Origin of the sequence: Sorangium sp. So ce302, from assembly GCF_051530145.1 — a bacterium.
Taxonomy (GTDB): Bacteria; Myxococcota_A; Polyangia; order Polyangiales; family Polyangiaceae; genus Sorangium; species Sorangium cellulosum_B.
Window position 1 is genome coordinate 1,177,185 of record NZ_CP150326.1, and the last position, 17,621, is coordinate 1,194,805.

Below are 17,621 nucleotides of genomic sequence, written 5' to 3' on the forward strand. Positions count from 1 at the left end.
TCAGCGCGTGCGGGGCAGGAACGCCCCGTGGAAGGTCTGGGGCGAGGCGTGGGGCAGGTGGACCCGCGCCGCTGGCCCATCGTCCAGGTGCGCGGCGTCCCAGATGTGGACGGCGCTCTTCCCGGCCTTCGCGTCGGTGACCACGGCGAGCACGTGGCCGTCGCCCTCGGGAGCGCCGGGCGCGCGCGGCACGAAGACCGGCTCCGAGGGGCGCTCGTGGTGTGCGACGCGCGCCAGGGTGATCGCGCCCGTGTCGACGTCGACGCGCGCGATGCCGTTTCCGTGCGGGTCGTCGGCCCGCCCCTTCGTGGCGAGGAAGACGACGCCGTGCCGCTCCCCCTCGACCCGCGGGTCGGCGCGCGGGTATTCGCCGACGACGCCGCCGAGGTCCTCCACGAGGAGCTGCTCGCGGCTAGGGCGCACGCGGTGGCGCACGAGGACGCCCCCCTCGACGGCGGCGAGCTCGGGCCGATCCGGGTCCTTGCCGATCGCGCCGAGCGTGGCGAGCGTTCTGTGGCGGACGAGGTCGACGACGAGGTCCTCGCCGTCATCGTAGGCGTTCGCGAAATGCCACTGGAAGAACGCGTCGACGCCGAAGCGGCGCACGCGGGAGACGTCGTCGATGTCGACGACGATCACCTCCGTGCCCCGGCGGGGCTCGAAGCGCACCCAGGAATCGAAGCCTCCCCACTGGAGCATCGCGCGCCCCACCCGGATCATCGCGGGTGAGACGAAGAACACGAGGTGCCGGCCGGTGGCGCAGAAGTCGTGGAGCATCACCGGCGCCGCGAGCGGCACCGCGCCGAGCGAGCGCGCGCGCCCGTCGTCGTCGATCGCGTAGAGGTCGAGCTGGGTCCTGCGCCCGTAGCGGACGCCGAAGTTGTAGCTCGTCTTCCTGGCGGCCACCCGGTGCGGGTGGGCCGAGAAGGTGGAACCCACCGCGCCGCCGAGATCGCTCTCGCCGAGCGTGTCGAGCGTCGCGGGATCGAGCTCCGTCGGCCTGCCGGCCTCCATGAGCGCGAACAGCCGGCCGCCGGCGAGGAAGGCGCTCGTGTTCGCGACGTTCTTGCCCTTCTTGCCCTTGCCCTTGCCCTGCAGCGCGTGGAGCACCCGCTTCGGCCAGGGCAGGGTCGAGCCATAGAGCCGCCGCCCGGCCGCGAGCTCCTCCACCAGGCCGCGGCTGCGCACGAGGCGGTGCGCGCCCTCCGCCCGGCCGCCCGACAGCCGCACCGCGAGCACCCCGCCGTCGGCCTCGAAGGCGTGCGGCACGCGGACGCCGAAGAGGGTCGCGCGGGCCGGGCCCACGCGAAAGAGCGTGCCCTCGAGGCCTTCGGGCAGCGTCCCCTCGATCGCGAGCGGCGTGAACCCGTACTCGGCCTCGAGGTCGAGCGGGTGATCGAAGGCGCGCGCTCCGCGAGCGGCTCCCGTGGAGGCGCCCCCCGCGCCGGCGAAGGCGGCGTCGAGGGCGGCGTCGAAGTCGGGGGCGGACAGGGCGATGGACATGGGACCTCCGTGCGGCCGATGTGATCGTCGATCGCATCGGGGTCGTGATGACGCAATCATCAACTGCATTGGCAGGCTTCGAAGCGGCCGCCGGCGGCGGCGCCGGCGCTCGTCAGTGCAGCCTGTCCTTCGCCTCGGCGAGCTCCTCGTTGATCCGGTCCACGAACGCGTCGAGGGTCATCGGGCCCTTGCTCGCGGCGGCGGCGGCCTCGATGGCCTGCGACGCGAGCGAGGTGAGGCGCTCGACGTAGGCGAGCTGGCCCTCGAGCTTCTCGTAGTCCCCGTCGACGAAGTACCCGCTGTCGTCCTTGACGTCGAGCTCGGGCGCATAGCGCTGCTTCACGTACCGCAGGATGGCGCACACGGCGACGTGGACCTTGGGGCCGGCGAACTGCGTCTTCGTCCAGTTGTAGCGGCTCCCCTCCTTGAAGAACTCGACCCCCGGCGCCGCTGGCAGGCTGGGGACGCTGACGCTGACGCGCGGCCCTCCGCCGCGCCCCGCCTTCTCCTGCGCTGCGCGGGTGAGGTTGCGCGTGATGGCCGCGGACTCCGCCAGCGCCTGACGCATCATGTCCGCCATCTTCGAGTCGCTGAGCAGCGCGTGGTACGTGTGGTTGATGAAGGTGCCTTCACCGTCGAAGTGAAAGTGGAGAGGCTCGCATTCGCGGTGGGGATAGAGCGTGATCCCCTCGAGACCCGAGCACGTCACGCGCCGATCGGCGATGAGCTCCTTCATGGTCTTGCTGGGCCAGCCGGCGGCCGCGGCCTTGGCGGCGAGATCCGCGACGAGCTCGGGGACGACGATCGGGTCGCGGAGCTTGCCCGAGTACGCGATGGAGATGCCCATGGTGCCTCCTGAACGATCTCCCCTTACTCCAGCGCCGTCGTCGAGGCCAGCGCGCGCCAGGGAGGGAGCCCTCGGCCGCGGCGACGATGACAGTGAAAGAGCCGCCGGAGCTCCCTCGCTCCGGCGGCTCTGCGCCGCCTGGAACCGCCTGAACCTCGACACCTGACCGCGAGGCCTGGGGCTCGACGGTTCCTTCACGTCTAGAGCGGATGTCCGCGTTCCGCTCCTCGCCTCCTCGCCGGGCTACTGGCAGGCTGTCGCGCCGAAGCAGACCGCCGGATCGTCCGCGAAGCGACGGAAGTTGTCCGCCTCCGGGTGGCCGGGGAAGGGAACGTAGTAGTAGACGGCCTTGTTGTCGAAGTCGCTGCCGTCGTAGTAGGTCTGCCACGTCAGCGCGTAAGCGACGCCGGCGCTCTTGGCGAGATCGAGGAGGTGGGTGTTGTACCAGTCCTCGGTGAGCGCGCCCTGCCCCGCGTCCGGAAACAGGCTCGTCACCTCGGCGGAAGAGAGCGCGACGGCGCCCGCCGAGCCGAGGCCGTAGTTGGCCAGGAACTCCGTCCGCAGGCCCTCATCGAACAGGGTGTCGTGCCACTTGCTCACGTGGTCTGCCGGGTAGAGCGTGAGCGACGCGCCCGCCGCGAGCTTGCTGACCCGGTGGAGGAGGTGCAGCCGGTAGGTGCCCGTCTCGGTGAGCGCGTGAGGCTTGCCCTTGGCCGCGCCGATCGCCGCGACGGCGCGCGCCATCACCTTCATGTCCTCGAGATCTGCCGGGGACGCCGCGCGCTCGTACGGGTAATAGAGATCGATGCCGAGGATGTCGATGAGGTCGTCGCCAGGGTACGCCTCGAGGTAGTACTCCTCCAGCAGCGCGGACGGCGGCTGGCCGTCGTTCTCGAGCGCCGCGATCGCCTCCTGGGGCGGGCTCTCGTACGCCGCGCCCAGCTCGGTGAGCTCCTCGACGAGGCGGGCCCGGAGCATGTCGCGAGAGAGGCTCTCTGGATCCCTGACCTTCGCCTCGGCGGGCGTCACCGAGCTGTCGCTCAGCTTTCGCACCTTGTCCGTCGAGTACGCGAAGATCACGTTCTCCATCCCCGGCTCGCTCCGGACGGCCTCGGCGAACGTGCGGTACGCGGCGCTGTAGGCGGCGGGGCCGGTGACGGCCTGATCGTCGTCGAGCAGGGCCTGGCAGTTCCAGTAGGGCTGACCCCACCAGAACCATCCGCCGGTGTGCTCGTGGAACGGACGGAGGACGATCGGCTTGCCGTCGAGCCCGTGCTCGCGGAAGAACTGGGCCACGTACTTCGCGTGGGCGACGAGCCAGTCGCGCGCCGAGATCCCGGCGTGGGTCCCCTGCTCGATCGGCACGTCGTTGGCGATCTTGCAGATGCACTTCAGGTTCTCCGGGATGTCCGCGCTGGAGCCGAGGGATCGCGAATAGTACGTCTCGGCGTAGAACGGGGTGCCTCCGCCCTGGGCGTGAATCGGGACGCTCTGTCCGTCGACCGAGAGGGTGGCGAGCGGCGTCTCGATGGCGTCCGCGAAGTCCGAGGTGCTGATATCGTAGTTGCACGGGGGCGTGTGCCAGTCGAAGGCCACCATCCCGCCCGGCTGCTCCAGCATGTACGCCGCGGCGTCCGCGGTGACGTCGCGGCGATTCCAGGGGACGGGATCGAAGACCATCGCGTCAAGGGAGATGCCGAGTAGCCCGGGGTTCTCTCCCACGGTGGCGCCGGCGTCCGACGACCAGCCCCGCTCGCCGCGGCTGGCGGCGCCCGCCATGCTCGAGAACCAGTCGTTGGTCGACACGAACTGCTTGGTGCCCGGATCGTAGAGCCCCCACGTGATGGCGTTCTCGTAACCGAACCGGAACTTGCCGGCTCGAGACGACGTCCAGAGGTCCTCGAGGAGGTCGCCCCTCGGCGTGTCCGGAAACTCCGGCGTGTCTCCAGGCGCGCCTCCCGTGCCTGACGACGTGCTCGACGACGTGCCTCCCGACGTGCCTCCCGAGGTGCTCGACGACGCGCCTCCCGAGGAGCCCGACGAGGTGCCTCCCGAGGTGCCCGACGAGGCACCTCCCGGCGGCGTGTCCTCGTCCGACGACCCGCAGGCGGCCGTCAAGCACAGGAGGAATGCGGCATAAACGCGCGGACTGAGCGGGACAAGATTCATCGGTTCTCCCCTGCGAACGGTGCCAGTGACGAGGCGACACTAAAGCGTGTTAATCGGTTCAGTGTCAACGGCCATCTCACCAGGGGAGAGGTGCGCCGCCCCGGGCTTCGCGCCGATTTCACCCCGAGCGCCCCTCGGCGCTACGCTGCGGTGCGTCACCACGCAGCTGGCTCACCGCGAGCGCATCGCCGGCAGGTTCGGCCGGCTGCCGCCGGCGCGCCCTGTGCCGGAGCCCTGCCGGGACAGGTTCTTAACCGGTTCTTCGTTGATGGGGTTGCATCCAGCGAGCGCGCTTGAGCGCATGGCCTCGGCGGCCGAGGTGGCGACCCATCCCATGCGTCGCGGCGGAAGCGGTTCCTACCGCCCGCCACCCGCAGCTGGCCCGTGGCGAGCACCACGCCGGACAGCCGGACCCGCGCGCTCCTTCGTCCTCGTCCGCCTACCAGGCGGCCGGATCACCGCGCCGCCGCGGCGCGTCCGCCGTGGACCGGCGCTGGCACCGCTCACACGCTGCCGCTCACCTTCGCTGTACGGGTATTCCCGTCGAGCGACGACTCGATGGTGTACAGCGCTCCCTGGTAGGAGATGCTCCCGTCCTCACTCATGTTTCCGCCGCGCAACACGTTGGCGGCGCTCTCGTACAGAAGGAAGGAGGAGTGACCGGTGGGCACCGCGCTGGACAGCGTCCAGGTGCCCTCCGCGCCGCCCGATTCGATCACGAGGTGCTGCCGAGCGCCCGACGGGTCGATGAGCACGCCGAGCGTCGAGCCGCTTCGGTCGCGCGCCGTGGCGCGGAAGTGGAGGTGGGCAGCGGTGGAGAGCAACAGGGAGGAGGCGACTGGCTTCTGGGGGATGGACATGGCGGTGATGAACAGCTCCGTTGATGGACCTTGCAAGTTCCCGTGCGACGCGTCGTTCCGAGGCTGCCCGGCGGCCGAGCTCTCGCGGAGCCGGCGATCACGGGCCTGCGCCGGCGAGCGCGCTCGTCGGCTGCCAGGAGAGCCCGTCGTACCTCCGGGGAGAGCCCGAGCGGTCGAGCCGCTTGAACGTCTCGCCCGCCTTGAGGTGCCGCTGCCTGTCGCGATCGAATGGACCGCGCTGCTCGCTCGCCGGCTGGTACATGGCATCGCTCTTCCCATGCACCTGGAAACGCCAGCAGAGCCTTTGTTCCACACCGTCCACGACCCGCGACAACAACACTTTCATGGCCTATCGCTCTCTGCGCTCAGCGCGCGTGCTCGCGGGGAGGAAGCAACGGACGCGGCGGGATCGGCGAGCGCGGCCGCGGCCTTCCCGTCCGTACCTCGCCCAGGGCGCGCGCCTCCCTGACGTCCGCCTCGACCTCCGCCACCATCCAAGCCCTCGTCCTGCCCCGAGAGCGGCGACGGGCCTCCGGCGGAGCGGAGCGCGAACAGCGCGCTCGGGAGGAAGCGAGGCCACGATCGCAGGTCTTCCCCGAGCGAGCGCAGGACGGTCGGCGTCCGCTCGACGCGCGACGGCGAGATCGACACGAGGCCGTCGCCCGGCCTCGCGCTGCTCGGCGCGGCGGTGATGCTGGGCGTAAACACGTGGATCATCTCGACGTTCTCCCGAAGGCGGAAAGCACGCAAGGCGCGTGCATCCCGGGGCTGTGCATGAACTGCCTCGAACGTCGCTTGACGGCCGTGCTTGCCGCTCCAGGACCGACGGCCCAGACGGCATCACCGACAACTGCGCTGCGTGTGCGCAAACAATGTATAGCAGAAGGGACGGCCGCTGCACCACGTTTATCGGCGGAGCACACACCGATTTCACCGGCACGATGCTTTTTCGCGGCGCGGCGCCCCGGGCCTCATGAGAGATGTCTCTTCCAGGGAGGGGAGCTCAACCCTCGGCACCCGTGGTCCCGGCGTCCAGCCGGGCGACCTGGCGCCTGCCGGCCATCTGGAGGATGCCCATCCAGGCGATCACGCGGATGACCTGGTAGGCCGGGTCGATCTCGAACCAGCGCACCGCGAAAGTCGGGCTCTGCGGGTACTTGTGGTGGTTGTTCTGGAAGAGCTCGCCGAGCGTCACGAGGTCGAGGGCGAGCGTGTTGCGCGAGTCGTCGTCGCTGTTGAAGTTGCGGTAACCGTAGCGGTGGCCGCACCAGTTCACGATGGCGCCGTGGAGCGGGCCCATCGTCCAGTGGAGCGGGACAAACAGGAACTGCCACCATTGCGTGGCGAAGGCGATGTAGAAGAGCGCGTAGCCCGTCCCCCACGCGAGGCGGCTGGCCCACGAGTTGCCGATGCGGTCGAGCGCGCGCCACTCGGGGTAGCCGCCCAGAAAGCGCGGCTCCACCTCCGCCGTGCCGTCGCAGATGGCGTCGTAGCGCTTCGCGGTCGACAGCATCATGGAGACTGGCTCCGCGTAGTAGCGTGGCGAGTGCGGGTCCTTCGGGGTGTCGCTGTACGCGTGGTGCATGCGGTGCAAAATCGCATACGCCCGGGGCACAAGGTACGAGGAGCCCTGCGTGACGTAGGTGAGGAGATGGAAGATCCGTTCCCAGCGCTTCGACATCGTGAACATCCGATGCGAGGCGTACCGGTGCAGGAAGAAGGTCTGGAAAAAGACCGATAGCGTCGAATGGGCGATCAGGATGGCGACGAATTCCATGGCTCGCTTGTACACCCAGGCTGGGCCCACATGCGGTCAGCTCACGGTCACGATTCGCGAGGTCCGTTGCCGCGTCGCTCGTGCGAGCGCGTTCTTATGCCACGCGATTTCGTCCGTGGAGGCGAGTCCGTAACGGGCGAGTTCATCGACCGGAAACAATGCTGTGCTGACAGGCGCCGCGTCGCCCCTGCAGGTATAGCGCATCACGGCATCACGCAAGCGACGTCACACGCCGCCTTATCACGACGAGCCGAACGTTGAGACCGTCAGCGGCGGCGGATCGTTCTTGACATACATGGGCGCTGCGTACAGAATGTCTCAGTAAGCCATTCGAGCGTGTGCCGAAGAATTCGTCGCGCTCGGGGTCCAGGGGCTCGCAGCGGCGTCGCGCGGTGCGGGCTCATCGAGCTTGACGTGGGATAGCTCGTCCGAGCGCTCCATCGCGGCGGGGAGCTGGCGCGGCCGGCCGTCGCGCGGCGGCTCGTGCGCCGCAGGAACAGGGTGCCTCGCTGCGTCCTGCTCGTGACTGGAGCCGCGCGATCACATCGAGGTGCACGCATGCAGATCCGCGTAGGATACGAGCTGCTCTACGAATTCCCACGACCGACGCCGGTGATCCTGACGCTGAGCGTCCACTACTCGCGTGCATCGGATCTGGTGCGGCCCGATCACATGCTCACCAGCCCGTCGATCCCGGTCCGAGCTTACCGGGATGCCTTCGGCAACTGGTGTAGCCGTATCGTCGCGCCGGCGGGTCAGCTGAAGATCTCCTCCGACGCGGTGGTGAACGACACGGGCGCGCCGGACCGGGTCATGACATCGGCCGAGCAACACCCCGTCGATGCGCTGCCAGAGGAGACGCTGGTGTTCTTGCTGGGCAGCCGGTACTGCGAGACGGATCGCCTGTCGGAGGCGGCGTGGGACCTGTTCGGCCAGTCGCCCACCGGCTGGGGTCGCGTGCAGGCCGTCTGCGACTTCGTTCATCGGCACATCGCCTTCGGATACGAGTTTGCGAGCCCTACCAAGACGGCGGAGGAGGTGTTCAACGATCGGAGAGGCGTCTGCAGAGATTATGCGCACCTCGCGATCGCGCTCTGCCGTTGCCTGAACGTTCCGGCTCGTTACTGCACCGGCTACCTGGGCGACATCGGCGTACCTCCTCCCCACGGGACGATGGACTTCTCCGGCTGGTTCGAGGCCTATCTCGGTGGCGAGTGGCATACGTTCGATGCGCGCAACAACGTGCCTCGCATCGGGCGCGTGCTGATCGCCCGCGGGCGCGATGCCGCCGACGTGGCGATCACCACGACCTTCGGCGAGAACACGTTGCGGAGCTTCCGCGTCTGGACGGATGAGGTTGTGGGCTAGCTCCGCCCGGGGCAGCCTCGCGCGGTGGCCGCGCTCATGGGGGCGGTGAGGGTGCTCGTCGTGAGCTCGCTCGAAGGCGCCGCAGCGCTGTCTTCTTCGACCGCCGCCGGAGCGATGTGACGGCGCTGCACCGCCGCCAATGTCGTCGATGCAGGAGACGGCGGTGTGCAACTTGGACGATCGGGTGGTGTGGTGATGGCGTCATGGCATTGGGCCGCCTCGGTGCGTCCGGCCGCTCGAGGCGAGTCGGCGCACATGCCTGCTCTCGGTCAACGTGGTAGTCTGCGCGCCTATGGACAACGCGCAGGGCGACGGTGTCGATGAAGGAGACTGGGGACGACTTCACGTCACGCGCGCCTGCTGTGGTGCAGGCGTTTGCAGGAACTTCGCTCCAGAGCTCCTGGGCGAGGTCGCGCCCGCGCACTGGGAAGCCATGGACGGCGACGTCCGGGGCCGCGGCCCCGCGGTGCTCGCGGGCACCTATGATGAAGGGGCCTTCACCGGCATCCTGCGCCAGCCCCGGAGCCGGGCCGACCTCGAGGCGGCGCGCTCGGCGGTCGCCGCCTGTCCGGTCAACGCCTTGCGCCTCCGATCGTCGTCGCCATGCCGCGCGCGGCCCGGCGCGCTCGGCGCCCCGTTCCGCGCCTGGCCGCGCCGCATCGAAGAGGACGTCTGGGCCCTCGGCCATCCCGCGCGCGAGAACGCGGGCGCGACGGCCTACTTCATCGAGCGCCCCGGCGGCGGCGTGCTCGTCGACCTGCCGAGCCCGACCGAGGCCGTCTTCCGTTTCCTCGAAGAGCGCGGCGGCGTGCGGTGGATCTTCCTCACCCACCGCGACCACACCGCGCACCACGCCGAGTTCGCGGCGCGCTTCCCCGGGTGTCGCCGCGTCCTCGGCGCCGCGGACGTGAACCCGCGCGGCGACGGGCGCAATCCGGCCACCTCCGATGTGGAGATCAAGCTCAGCGACCGCCTCGAGCCCATGACTCTCGACGGCTCGCCGCTCGCCGACGGCGACCTCGCCGGCGCCGAGCTCGCCGTGCTCTCGCAGCCCGGCCACACCGCGGGCTCGATGTGCCTGCTGTACCGGGGCCGCTTCCTGTTCACCGGCGACCACCTCGCCTACTCGCGCCGCATCGGTCAGATCGTGGCGTTCCGGCTCCAGTGCTGGAACGACTGGGAGCGTCAGATCCGCTCCGTGCGCCGCCTGTTCGCGCTGGCGGGCGCTGGCCACCTCCGCTTCGCGTGGCTCCTGCCCGGCCATGGCGAATGGCGCCGCCTCGAAGGCGACGGCGGCGCTCGCGCGACGGCCGCCGAGCTGGAGCGCGCGCTCGCCTGGATGGAGCGGCAGGCGCCTGGCCACGTCCCTTTCTTCCGGTTCATCCCCTGGTTGCAGAGCCGCTCGTATCCCGGCACCCGCCTCGCGCGCGCGGTGCACGCGATCGGCGGCGATGGCCCCGGGAGCGAGGCCTGGGTGCTGCCGCGCGCCGCCCGGCCGTACCTGCCCGATTACCGGCCGGAGAAGATCGCCGCCGCGTGGCTGCGGCTCTCCCTGGTCGCGGCCACGGCGCTCGGCGCCGCGGCGGCCGCCGCGCGCGCGGCGGGGGCGGTCGCGAAGAGGAGGGCGTGAGGCGGCCTCGAGGGGCGCCCGGCGCTCCGGTCCTCGCAGGGCCGGGGCGGGAGCGCCGCCGCGCCGGGTCGCTCGATCAACCGGCCGCGCTGCCTCGGTCGTCCTGTCGCAGCAGATACGCTGTCTCGGGGTTCTCCCGGCGCCAGATCACGTTGTCCATGAAATAGTGGTGGATGTTCACGAACACGAAGACGGCTGCGAAGTACGGTGTCGGGCCCAGGTCGGACATCGCTTCGCCGTAGCTCGAGCTCAGCACCAGCGCGCCGTCGAGGAGCGCGGGCGCGCCGCGGAACACGACCCACCCGAGGCCGACGGCGGTCGCCGCCAGGATCCCGAGGCGCAGGCCGGTCGGCCGCCCGAACAGCGGCGGGCCCTCGGCGTCGCGCGCCTCGTTCCGCTTCATGAGCCAGACGAAATACAGATACTGAACGGAGTGGAGCGCCGGGATCACGTACACCATGAGCCGGTCGAGGCTCGAGTAGACCGTCCAGAGCCAGATCGTGATGAGGAAACCGGCCAGCGGCGCGAGCGGCGGCAGGCGCCGCTCCATTCGCCACCTGCGCGCGATCACCCAGAGCAGCGCGAGCGCGCTGAGCCCGAACGCGAGCCCGGTGACGGGCTCGAGCGCCGGCGGGTGCCCGAGCGACGTGTAGACCACGCCTTTCTCCTCGACCTCTCTACCTGGATCCGCCGGGCTCGCCCACGCGTACGCCCAGGCCGCGAAGCAGTGCGCGAGGATCACCTTGCGCTCCAGGGGGCCGAACCGGAACCCACGCCGCGCCGAGAGCACCGTCAGGACGCCGAAGCCCTGCTTCACGTAGTGCCAGCCCACCAGGAGGAACATGAGCTGGATCATGAAGCCCATGGACCGCGCGGAGCCGGTCGAGAGCGCCCCGATCGCCCACGCGAGCAGCGCGACCGGGACCAGGAGGCCGGCCAGGATGTAGCGGGCTCGCTGCGCCGGGGCGAACGCGCCGCCGAACGCGCGGCGCCTCGCGTCCTTGTAGAACAGCAGGTACGTCACCGCGAAGTGAGGATCGTTGATCACGGACGCGGCGTGGAACGTCAGGAAGCCGATCGCGAGCTCCGCCGCGTCGAGCCCGACGGCCCTGCGGGCGAGCCACGCGAGCGGGAAGAGCACGAGCGTCGCGCCCCCGACGAGCAGGAACTCGGTGAGATGGGCGCGCAACGCGGCTCGACGCGGCGTCGCGACCGGGACTGGCAGCGTCGCGCCCGCGCTGGTCATGCGCCCAAGCTACCACACAGGGGCGCCCGTACGGCGCGCACGCCGCAGATCGAGCTCCGGCTCGAGGGCGAGCTTGATGCGGTGCGCTGTCGGATCGAGGGGGTCGCGGGGCGCCGTGGCCTCCTTCCCTCTTCATCATCAATAAATGACGAGATCTCTCGTCACAAATAAATGACAGATCGCTCGCCGCAAATAAATGACAGATCCGATGTCGCGCTGCCGCCGGCGGCATCGAGAGCGTTCGGCGCGAAGCGGGCGCCGCTCCTCGTCCAGCTGTGCTATTCCGCGATCATGCGGAGTCGATCATGAGCCTGGGCGACCTGGTCGACGACGTCCCCGAGGACCCGCTCATCACCGGCGCGGTCCAGCGTGCGCTCGTCGCCTATGCGGCGGTTCTCCCCGCGGATGTCCTCCGTGACGTCGAGATGCTCGCCACGAGGACGCTGTTCGTGCACCCGCTCGGGATCTCGTTCGTCGCCCGGCTCGCCCCCGGGGTCCGCGTCGAGGTGGACATGGGCGACGATCTCGCCGAGCAGGCGCAGCAGGGGTTCGCGGTCGGCGAGATCATGATCTCGATGATGCGCGTGCTCCGCAGGCGGTCGCGCGAGCGGGGCGAGCGTCGCTTCTTGATGCCCGAGACGCCGATGCTCATGCTGCAAGCGTTCCTGGGCTACTTCAACCCGGACCCGGCGCTCTGGACGATGGGCGATGACGCCGTGCGCGGCGCGCTGGATCGCCTCTGCGAGGCCGTCGTCGGCCTGTTCTTCACGGGCCTCGTCGTCGATGTGCTGGAGAGCCCATCGTCGCTCGACGACTGGGGGGAGACCGGCCTCGCGCTCTCCGCGGTGCTGCCGGCCATGGCCGCAGCGCTCCACGGCGCGAGGGCCCGGCTGTCCAGGCGCGACCGGCACGCGCTGGAGACCTACGATGCCTGCGGCTGGGATCCGGCGCGGCTCGAGCGCCGGCTGGGCGGCGGCCCGGAGCCCGCCCGTCCGGCGTTCTTCGCGCTGGGTGCGGCGCTCGCCGCGGAGCTCCGCGCCTCGCCGGCGAGCTGACCCCGCGTGGCCGGCGTGGCCGGCGTGGTCGCTCCCTCGCCTCACTCCGCCCCTTCCGTTTGCCGCGCGGGCAGCCACATGCGCACCGTCGTGCCCTCGCCCGGCGCGCTCTCGATACGGATGCTGCCTTGGTGTTCCTCGATGAACCGGTGCGTCAGCGACAGCCCGAGCCCGGTCCCTTGCCCGGGCGGCTTCGTCGTGAAGAACGGCTCGAAGATGCGGCTCAGGTCCTCGGTGCGGATGCCGCAGCCGTGGTCGTGCACGTCGATCTCCACGCCGTGGATGTCCCCGCGCGGCAGCGGGCGAGCCTCGACCACCACGGCGCTGCCGTGCGGGCTGGCGTCGAGCGCGTTGCCTATCACGTTGAGCAAGGCCGACTCGAGCTGCGATGCGTTGACGAGCACCTCGGGCAGCGCCGATGAGGTGCCGTTCGTCTCGAGGTGGACCCTGCGCTCGCGCGCCCGCGGCGCGGACAGGTCGACCGCTCGGCGGAGCGCCGCGCGCACGTCGCACGGCTCCCGGCCGATCGGCTTGCCGCGCGCGTACTCGAGCAGCGCCGTCACGAGATCCGAGCACCGGATCGCCTGCCGCTCGATGGTGCTGAGCGCCTTCAGGAGCGAGGCCTCGTCGGGCAGGCCGTGCCCCTTCCGGTGCCGCCTGAGCAGCAGCTGGGCGTTCATCAGGATGGCCGACACCGGGTTGTTCATCTCGTGCGACAGCCCCGCAACCAGCGTCCCTATCGCCGCCATCTTGCCCGCCTGGAGGAGCTCCTGCTGCGTCTCCGAGAGCCGCTCCAGCGCCGCCGCGAGCTCGCCGTTCTTCGCCGCGAGCTCCAGATAGGCGCGGTGCAGCCGCTCGGCGGCGCGGACTCGCGCCCTGAGCTCCAGGGGGTCGAACGGCTTGCTCATGTACTCGTCGGCGCCGACGTCGAGCCCCCCCACGGCCTCCGCGCCGCTCGCCCTGGCCGTCAAGAGGAGGACCGGGATGTCCCGGAGCGCGGCATCCCCCTTGAGACGCCTGACCAGCTCGAATCCGTCCATCTCCGGCATCATCACGTCCGAGACGATGACATCGGGCCGCTTCGCTGCGATCGAATCGAGCGCTTCCCGGCCGTTCGTCGCCAGGACGATCTCGTGTCCGGCCGACAGGATGTCCGCCAGGTACGATCTCATGTCCGGGTTGTCTTCTACCACGAGCACGCGCGGCCCCTCCGCGCCGCCGTCGGCGCGGGGCGCGACCGCGGCGGGCAGCGGAGGCACCTCGAAGCCGCGGAGGTTGACCGACGACGGGGGAGGCTCGAAGGCACCCGCGCCGTTGAGCGATCTCGGCGGCTCGGGCGCGGCGGTCGCCCGCCGCGCCGCCAGGAAATCCGCGGCGCGCGGGAGCCGCACGAAGAAGCGAGAGCCGATCCCGGGCTCGCTCTCCACGCCGACCGTGCCGCCCATGAGCTCCGTGAGCTCCTTGGCCAGCGACAGCCCGATCCCAGTCCCCTCGTGCTTTCGCGTCGCCGAGGCGTCGATCTGCTGAAACCGTCGAAAGAGCAGGTGTCTCCTGTCCGCCGGGATGCCAGGGCCGGTGTCCTCGACCGAGAGCTCGAACAGACCATCGAGCGCCCGCAGGTCGACGGTGACGCGCCCGCCAGGCGGGGTAAACTTCAGCGCGTTGCCCAGCAGGTTGAGCGCGATCTTCTCGAGCTTGCGCCGATCGGCGGGGGCCCTCCGCAGCTCGGGATCCACGTGAATCGAGAGATCGAGCCCGCCGCGCGCCGCCGCCGGGCGAGCCTCCTCCACGATGTCCGAGACGAGCTCTCCGACGTCGACGGCCTCCCAGTCGATCTGCATCTTGCCGGCCTCGATCTTCTGGTGATCGAGGACATCGTCGACCAGCCGGCGGAGCCGCCGCCCGCTGCGCTGGATGAGCTCGAGGTCCGCCCGTACCCGCGGCGAGAGCGGTTCGTCCCGGTTGGACAGGAGCGACTCGAGCGGTCCGAGGATGAGGGAGAGCGGCGTCCGGAGCTCGTGGCTCATCACCGTGAGGAACTCTCCCTTGGCGCGGGCCGCGGCGTCCGCCGCCTCCTTGGCCTTCTGGAGCTCGATCTCCATCCGTTTGCGCTCGGTGATGTCCGCGTAGATCCCGAGGATCCCCGTCACCTCGCCCCGCTCGTCGCGGATGGGCACCTTGCTGGTGAGCAGGAATCGCTGCTCGCCGTCCGGGCGGAGCAGCGGCTCCTCGACGTCGAGGACCGGGGTGCCGCCCTCCATGACCTCCCGGTCGATGCGCACGAAGCACTCCGCGTTCTTGCTGCCCCACACGTCGAAATCGGTCTTGCCGACGAGGTTCTCCAGCACCTTCGTGTTGGTGTCGTTGAGGAAGTTCTGATTTCCCCCGAGAAACCGTCCATGACGGTCTTTCCAGAAGATGGCGTGGGGGACGTTGGCGATGACGTACTTGAGCACCGCCTGCTGCTGGTCGACGGGCGCCGGCGTCCATTCCTGGGCGGCGGTGCAAGTCGCGGCCTCGTCCGGCGGCGCCACACGGGGCGTCCGCGCGCGTGCTTCGCGCGTCCGACGGGCCGCGAGGAGCCTGCTGATCTTGGCGGAGAGGCGGTAGAGACGTCTCATCGTCGTATCGTCACAGGAGCATAAGGCGAGCGCGGGCGACATCAAACCTGCTCAGCACCGGGACGCCGCGGTCGAGCGCGTACGGTCGTGTAAAATGACGCCCGAGCAGGCTGGCGCGTCGGAGCCGCCGCTCACCTCGCCGCTGGGCGCTGTGGTAGCGCCTGGTGTCGGTCCCGTCGAGCCCTCCCGGCGGCGCTGGCCTGCGCGTCGCTGGCCTCGTCCCACTGGCCCTGAACCCCACGAACCCCACCAGCTCTGCACTGGCGCCTGCGCGCGGCGGCTCCACCGTGCTACAGGAGAGGAGGTACGCCCATGGTGGAGGGAGTCGCGCTCATCACCGGAGCGGCGTCGGGTATCGGCGCTGCGACCGCGCGCAAGCTGGCGAAGGAGGGGGCGCGCGACAAGATCCGGGTGAACGGCGTCCTGCCTGGCGGCGTCGAGACGCCGATCTGGGCCCAGGCGCCCTTCTTCCAGGCGCTCGTCACGACGGCCGGCAGCGAGCGCGCCGCGTTCGATCAGATGGCGGCGATGTCGACGCCCCTGGGCCGCTACGCGAGCGCCGACGAGATCGCCGGGCTCATCGCGTTCCTGCTCTCCGACGCCTCTGCCACCATGACTGGCGCGCTCCTCGTCAGCGATGGTGGCTACTCTCTCTAGAGCGACGGGCCCGTCGCCGGTGCGGTGAGCGCCGCGCTGCGGCGCGTGTGACAGATACGAAACAAAGGCGCGGTGCGTCACGAGGGCGCGTCAGGCCCGCAGGAGCCGAGGGAAAGCGCTTTCATCGCCTGGTGAAGGCGTCCGTCCCGCCGTTGCGCCGTGACCGAACCATTACCGCGGGCCGCTCACGACGGGTGTTATAGAGGCCGTGCTTGTCATTAGGAGGCAGCCCAGCATGATTGAGGATCCGCAGGTCATCCGCAGCGCCGGCCTCCAGCCGATCGGCATCTGGCGCAGCGGGCCCTGGCTCCCCGCGTTCACATCGACAGATCTGCGGGAGGCCGTCTCCTGCGTGCGAGAGCCGGTGCACGTGGTGCGTGAGACGCCGGATGGGCGCGTCGGCGTGTCCCGGGGCGGCGCTGTCCTCCGCGAGGATCAGGTCAACGGGGTCCCGACGTTCCCGCTCCTCGGAACGCTGCCCGCCCTGTACCCGGAGTGGCTCGGAGACCGCTCCTTCGTCGAGGTCCACGGCCTGCGCTTCCCCTACGTGGCCGGCGCGATGGCGAACGGCATCCACACCACGCGGCTCACGATCGCGATGGCCAAGGCAGGCATGATGGGGTTCTTCGGCGCCGCCGGGCTCGGGCTGCACCGGATCGAGCAGGCGATCGACGAGATCTCGGCGGCGCTCGGGACGGACGGCCCCACCTGGGGCTGCAACCTCATCCACGCTCCGAACCAGCCCAGGCTGGAGAGCGACACGGTGGAGCTCTACCTGAAGAGGGGAGTCCGGCGCGCCGAGGCGGCCGCCTACATGGGCCTGAACCCGATGGTCGTGCGGTTCGCCTACAGCGGCGTCAAGCGCTTGCCCGACGGCCGCGTCGACCGGAAGAACCACCTGTTCGCGAAGATCTCGCGCCCGGAGGTCGCCGCGCGCTTCCTGTCGCCCGCGCCGGCCGAGATCCTCGACACCTGCGTTCGCAACGGGTGGCTCACCCGCGACGAGGCGGAGCTCGCGCGGAGCCTCCCGGTCGCCGAGGACATCACCGTGGAAGCCGACTCCGGCGGTCACACCGACAACCAGCCCCTCGTCGCGCTGTTCCCGGTGATCCTCGGCGTCCGCGACGAGCTCGCGGCGAAGTACGGGTATCACCGGCCGATCCGCGTCGGCGCCGCCGGCGGCCTCTCCACGCCGGAGTCGGTCGCCGCCGCGTTCGCGCTCGGGGCGGCGTACGTGCTCACGGGCTCGGTCAACCAGTCGTGCATCGAGTCGGGCCTGTCCGACGAGGGAAAGAAGATGCTGGCCCAGGCCGATCTCCCGGACGTGGTGATGACGCCGGCCGCCGACATGTTCGAGCTCGGCGTGCAGGTCCAGGTGCTCAAGCGCGGCACGATGTTCGGTGTCCGCGCGCAGCGGCTCTACGACCTCTACGTCGCCCACGACTCCATCGAGTCGCTGCCCAGCGACGTGCGCGCGCGCATCGAGAGGGAGCTGTTCCAGATGTCGTGCGACGAGGTGTGGGCGGGCTGCGAGCGGTTCTTCGCCGAGCGCGACCCGGCCGAGATCGAGCGCGCCGCGCGCGAGCCGAAGCACAAGATGGCGCTGATCTTCCGCTGGTATCTCGGCATGTCCAGCAAGTGGGCGATCGCCGGGGACCCGAAGCGCCGCGCCGATTACCAGATCTGGTGCGGCCCGGCCATGGGCGCGTTCAACCGCTGGGTCAAGGGGTCGTTCCTCGAGGACCCGGCGCGCCGCACCGCGGTCCAGGTCGCGCGCAACCTGCTCGAGGGCGCGGCCGTCGTCACGCGCGCGCAGCAGCTCCGGACGTACGGCGTCCCCGTGCCGAGCGCCGCATTCCACTTCACTCCTCGCCCGCTCGCCTGAGCG

At 70.3% G+C, this 17,621-nt stretch carries 14 protein-coding genes; 5 read left to right on the top strand and 9 right to left on the bottom strand.

Going from position 1 to position 17,621, the window contains the following annotated elements; translation table 11 throughout:
* From WME73_RS04530 to WME73_RS04560, 7 genes are all read right to left on the bottom strand, one after another.
* The gene (locus WME73_RS04530; protein WP_437914875.1) at positions 1-1,503 is read right to left on the bottom strand and encodes a carotenoid oxygenase family protein; all 1,503 of its coding nucleotides are present in this window, start codon (positions 1,501-1,503) and stop codon (positions 1-3) included.
* Positions 1,504-1,615: 112 nt separating this feature from the next.
* A complete protein-coding gene (locus WME73_RS04535; protein ID WP_437744301.1) occupies positions 1,616-2,350 on the bottom strand; it encodes a hypothetical protein in 735 nt (244 codons plus the stop codon).
* Between the two features lie 243 nt (positions 2,351-2,593).
* Positions 2,594-4,519: a glycosyl hydrolase gene (locus WME73_RS04540; RefSeq protein ID WP_437914876.1), complete on the bottom strand. Its 1,926-nt coding sequence runs from the start codon at positions 4,517-4,519 to the stop codon at positions 2,594-2,596.
* 503 nt (positions 4,520-5,022) lie between these two features.
* A complete protein-coding gene (locus WME73_RS04545; protein ID WP_437744303.1) occupies positions 5,023-5,379 on the bottom strand; it encodes a hypothetical protein in 357 nt (118 codons plus the stop codon).
* Between the two features lie 97 nt (positions 5,380-5,476).
* Complete coding sequence (locus tag WME73_RS04550; protein WP_437744304.1) at positions 5,477-5,725, bottom strand: hypothetical protein; 249 nt, start codon at positions 5,723-5,725, stop codon at positions 5,477-5,479.
* Entirely contained in the window at positions 5,722-6,096 is a 375-nt protein-coding gene (locus WME73_RS04555) for a hypothetical protein (protein WP_437744305.1), read from the bottom strand. Before WME73_RS04555 ends, WME73_RS04550 begins: the two co-directional genes overlap by 4 nt.
* Before the next feature lie 286 nt (positions 6,097-6,382).
* Complete coding sequence (locus tag WME73_RS04560) at positions 6,383-7,156, bottom strand: acyl-CoA desaturase (protein ID WP_437744306.1); 774 nt, start codon at positions 7,154-7,156, stop codon at positions 6,383-6,385.
* 558 nt (positions 7,157-7,714) lie between these two features.
* On the opposite strand from WME73_RS04560, the gene WME73_RS04565 reads away from it, so the two are divergent.
* Positions 7,715-8,524 carry a transglutaminase-like domain-containing protein gene (locus WME73_RS04565; protein WP_437744307.1) on the top strand — a complete coding sequence of 270 codons (810 nt, stop codon included), beginning with the start codon at positions 7,715-7,717 and terminating at the stop codon, positions 8,522-8,524.
* Between the two features lie 292 nt (positions 8,525-8,816).
* The gene (locus WME73_RS04570) at positions 8,817-10,154 is read left to right on the top strand and encodes an MBL fold metallo-hydrolase (RefSeq protein WP_437914877.1); all 1,338 of its coding nucleotides are present in this window, start codon (positions 8,817-8,819) and stop codon (positions 10,152-10,154) included.
* Positions 10,155-10,230: 76 nt separating this feature from the next.
* Here WME73_RS04570 and WME73_RS04575 read toward each other — a convergent pair whose 3' ends face one another.
* A complete protein-coding gene (locus tag WME73_RS04575) occupies positions 10,231-11,400 on the bottom strand; it encodes a hypothetical protein (RefSeq protein WP_437744309.1) in 1,170 nt (389 codons plus the stop codon).
* Positions 11,401-11,705: 305 nt separating this feature from the next.
* Between WME73_RS04575 and WME73_RS04580 the strand changes: the two genes are divergently transcribed.
* Entirely contained in the window at positions 11,706-12,455 is a 750-nt protein-coding gene (locus WME73_RS04580) for a hypothetical protein (protein WP_437865964.1), read from the top strand.
* Positions 12,456-12,496: 41 nt separating this feature from the next.
* Here the strand turns inward: WME73_RS04580 and WME73_RS04585 are convergent, their stop codons facing one another.
* A complete protein-coding gene (locus WME73_RS04585; protein ID WP_437744311.1) occupies positions 12,497-15,076 on the bottom strand; it encodes an ATP-binding protein in 2,580 nt (859 codons plus the stop codon).
* A 312-nt stretch (positions 15,077-15,388) separates the two neighbouring features.
* On the opposite strand from WME73_RS04585, the gene WME73_RS04590 reads away from it, so the two are divergent.
* A complete protein-coding gene (locus WME73_RS04590; RefSeq protein ID WP_437914878.1) occupies positions 15,389-15,733 on the top strand; it encodes an SDR family oxidoreductase in 345 nt (114 codons plus the stop codon).
* A gap of 235 nt (positions 15,734-15,968) precedes the next feature.
* Positions 15,969-17,618, top strand: coding sequence for a PfaD family polyunsaturated fatty acid/polyketide biosynthesis protein (locus WME73_RS04595; RefSeq protein WP_437914879.1), 1,650 nt, complete (start codon positions 15,969-15,971; stop codon positions 17,616-17,618).
* Positions 17,619-17,621: the final 3 nt, after the last annotated feature.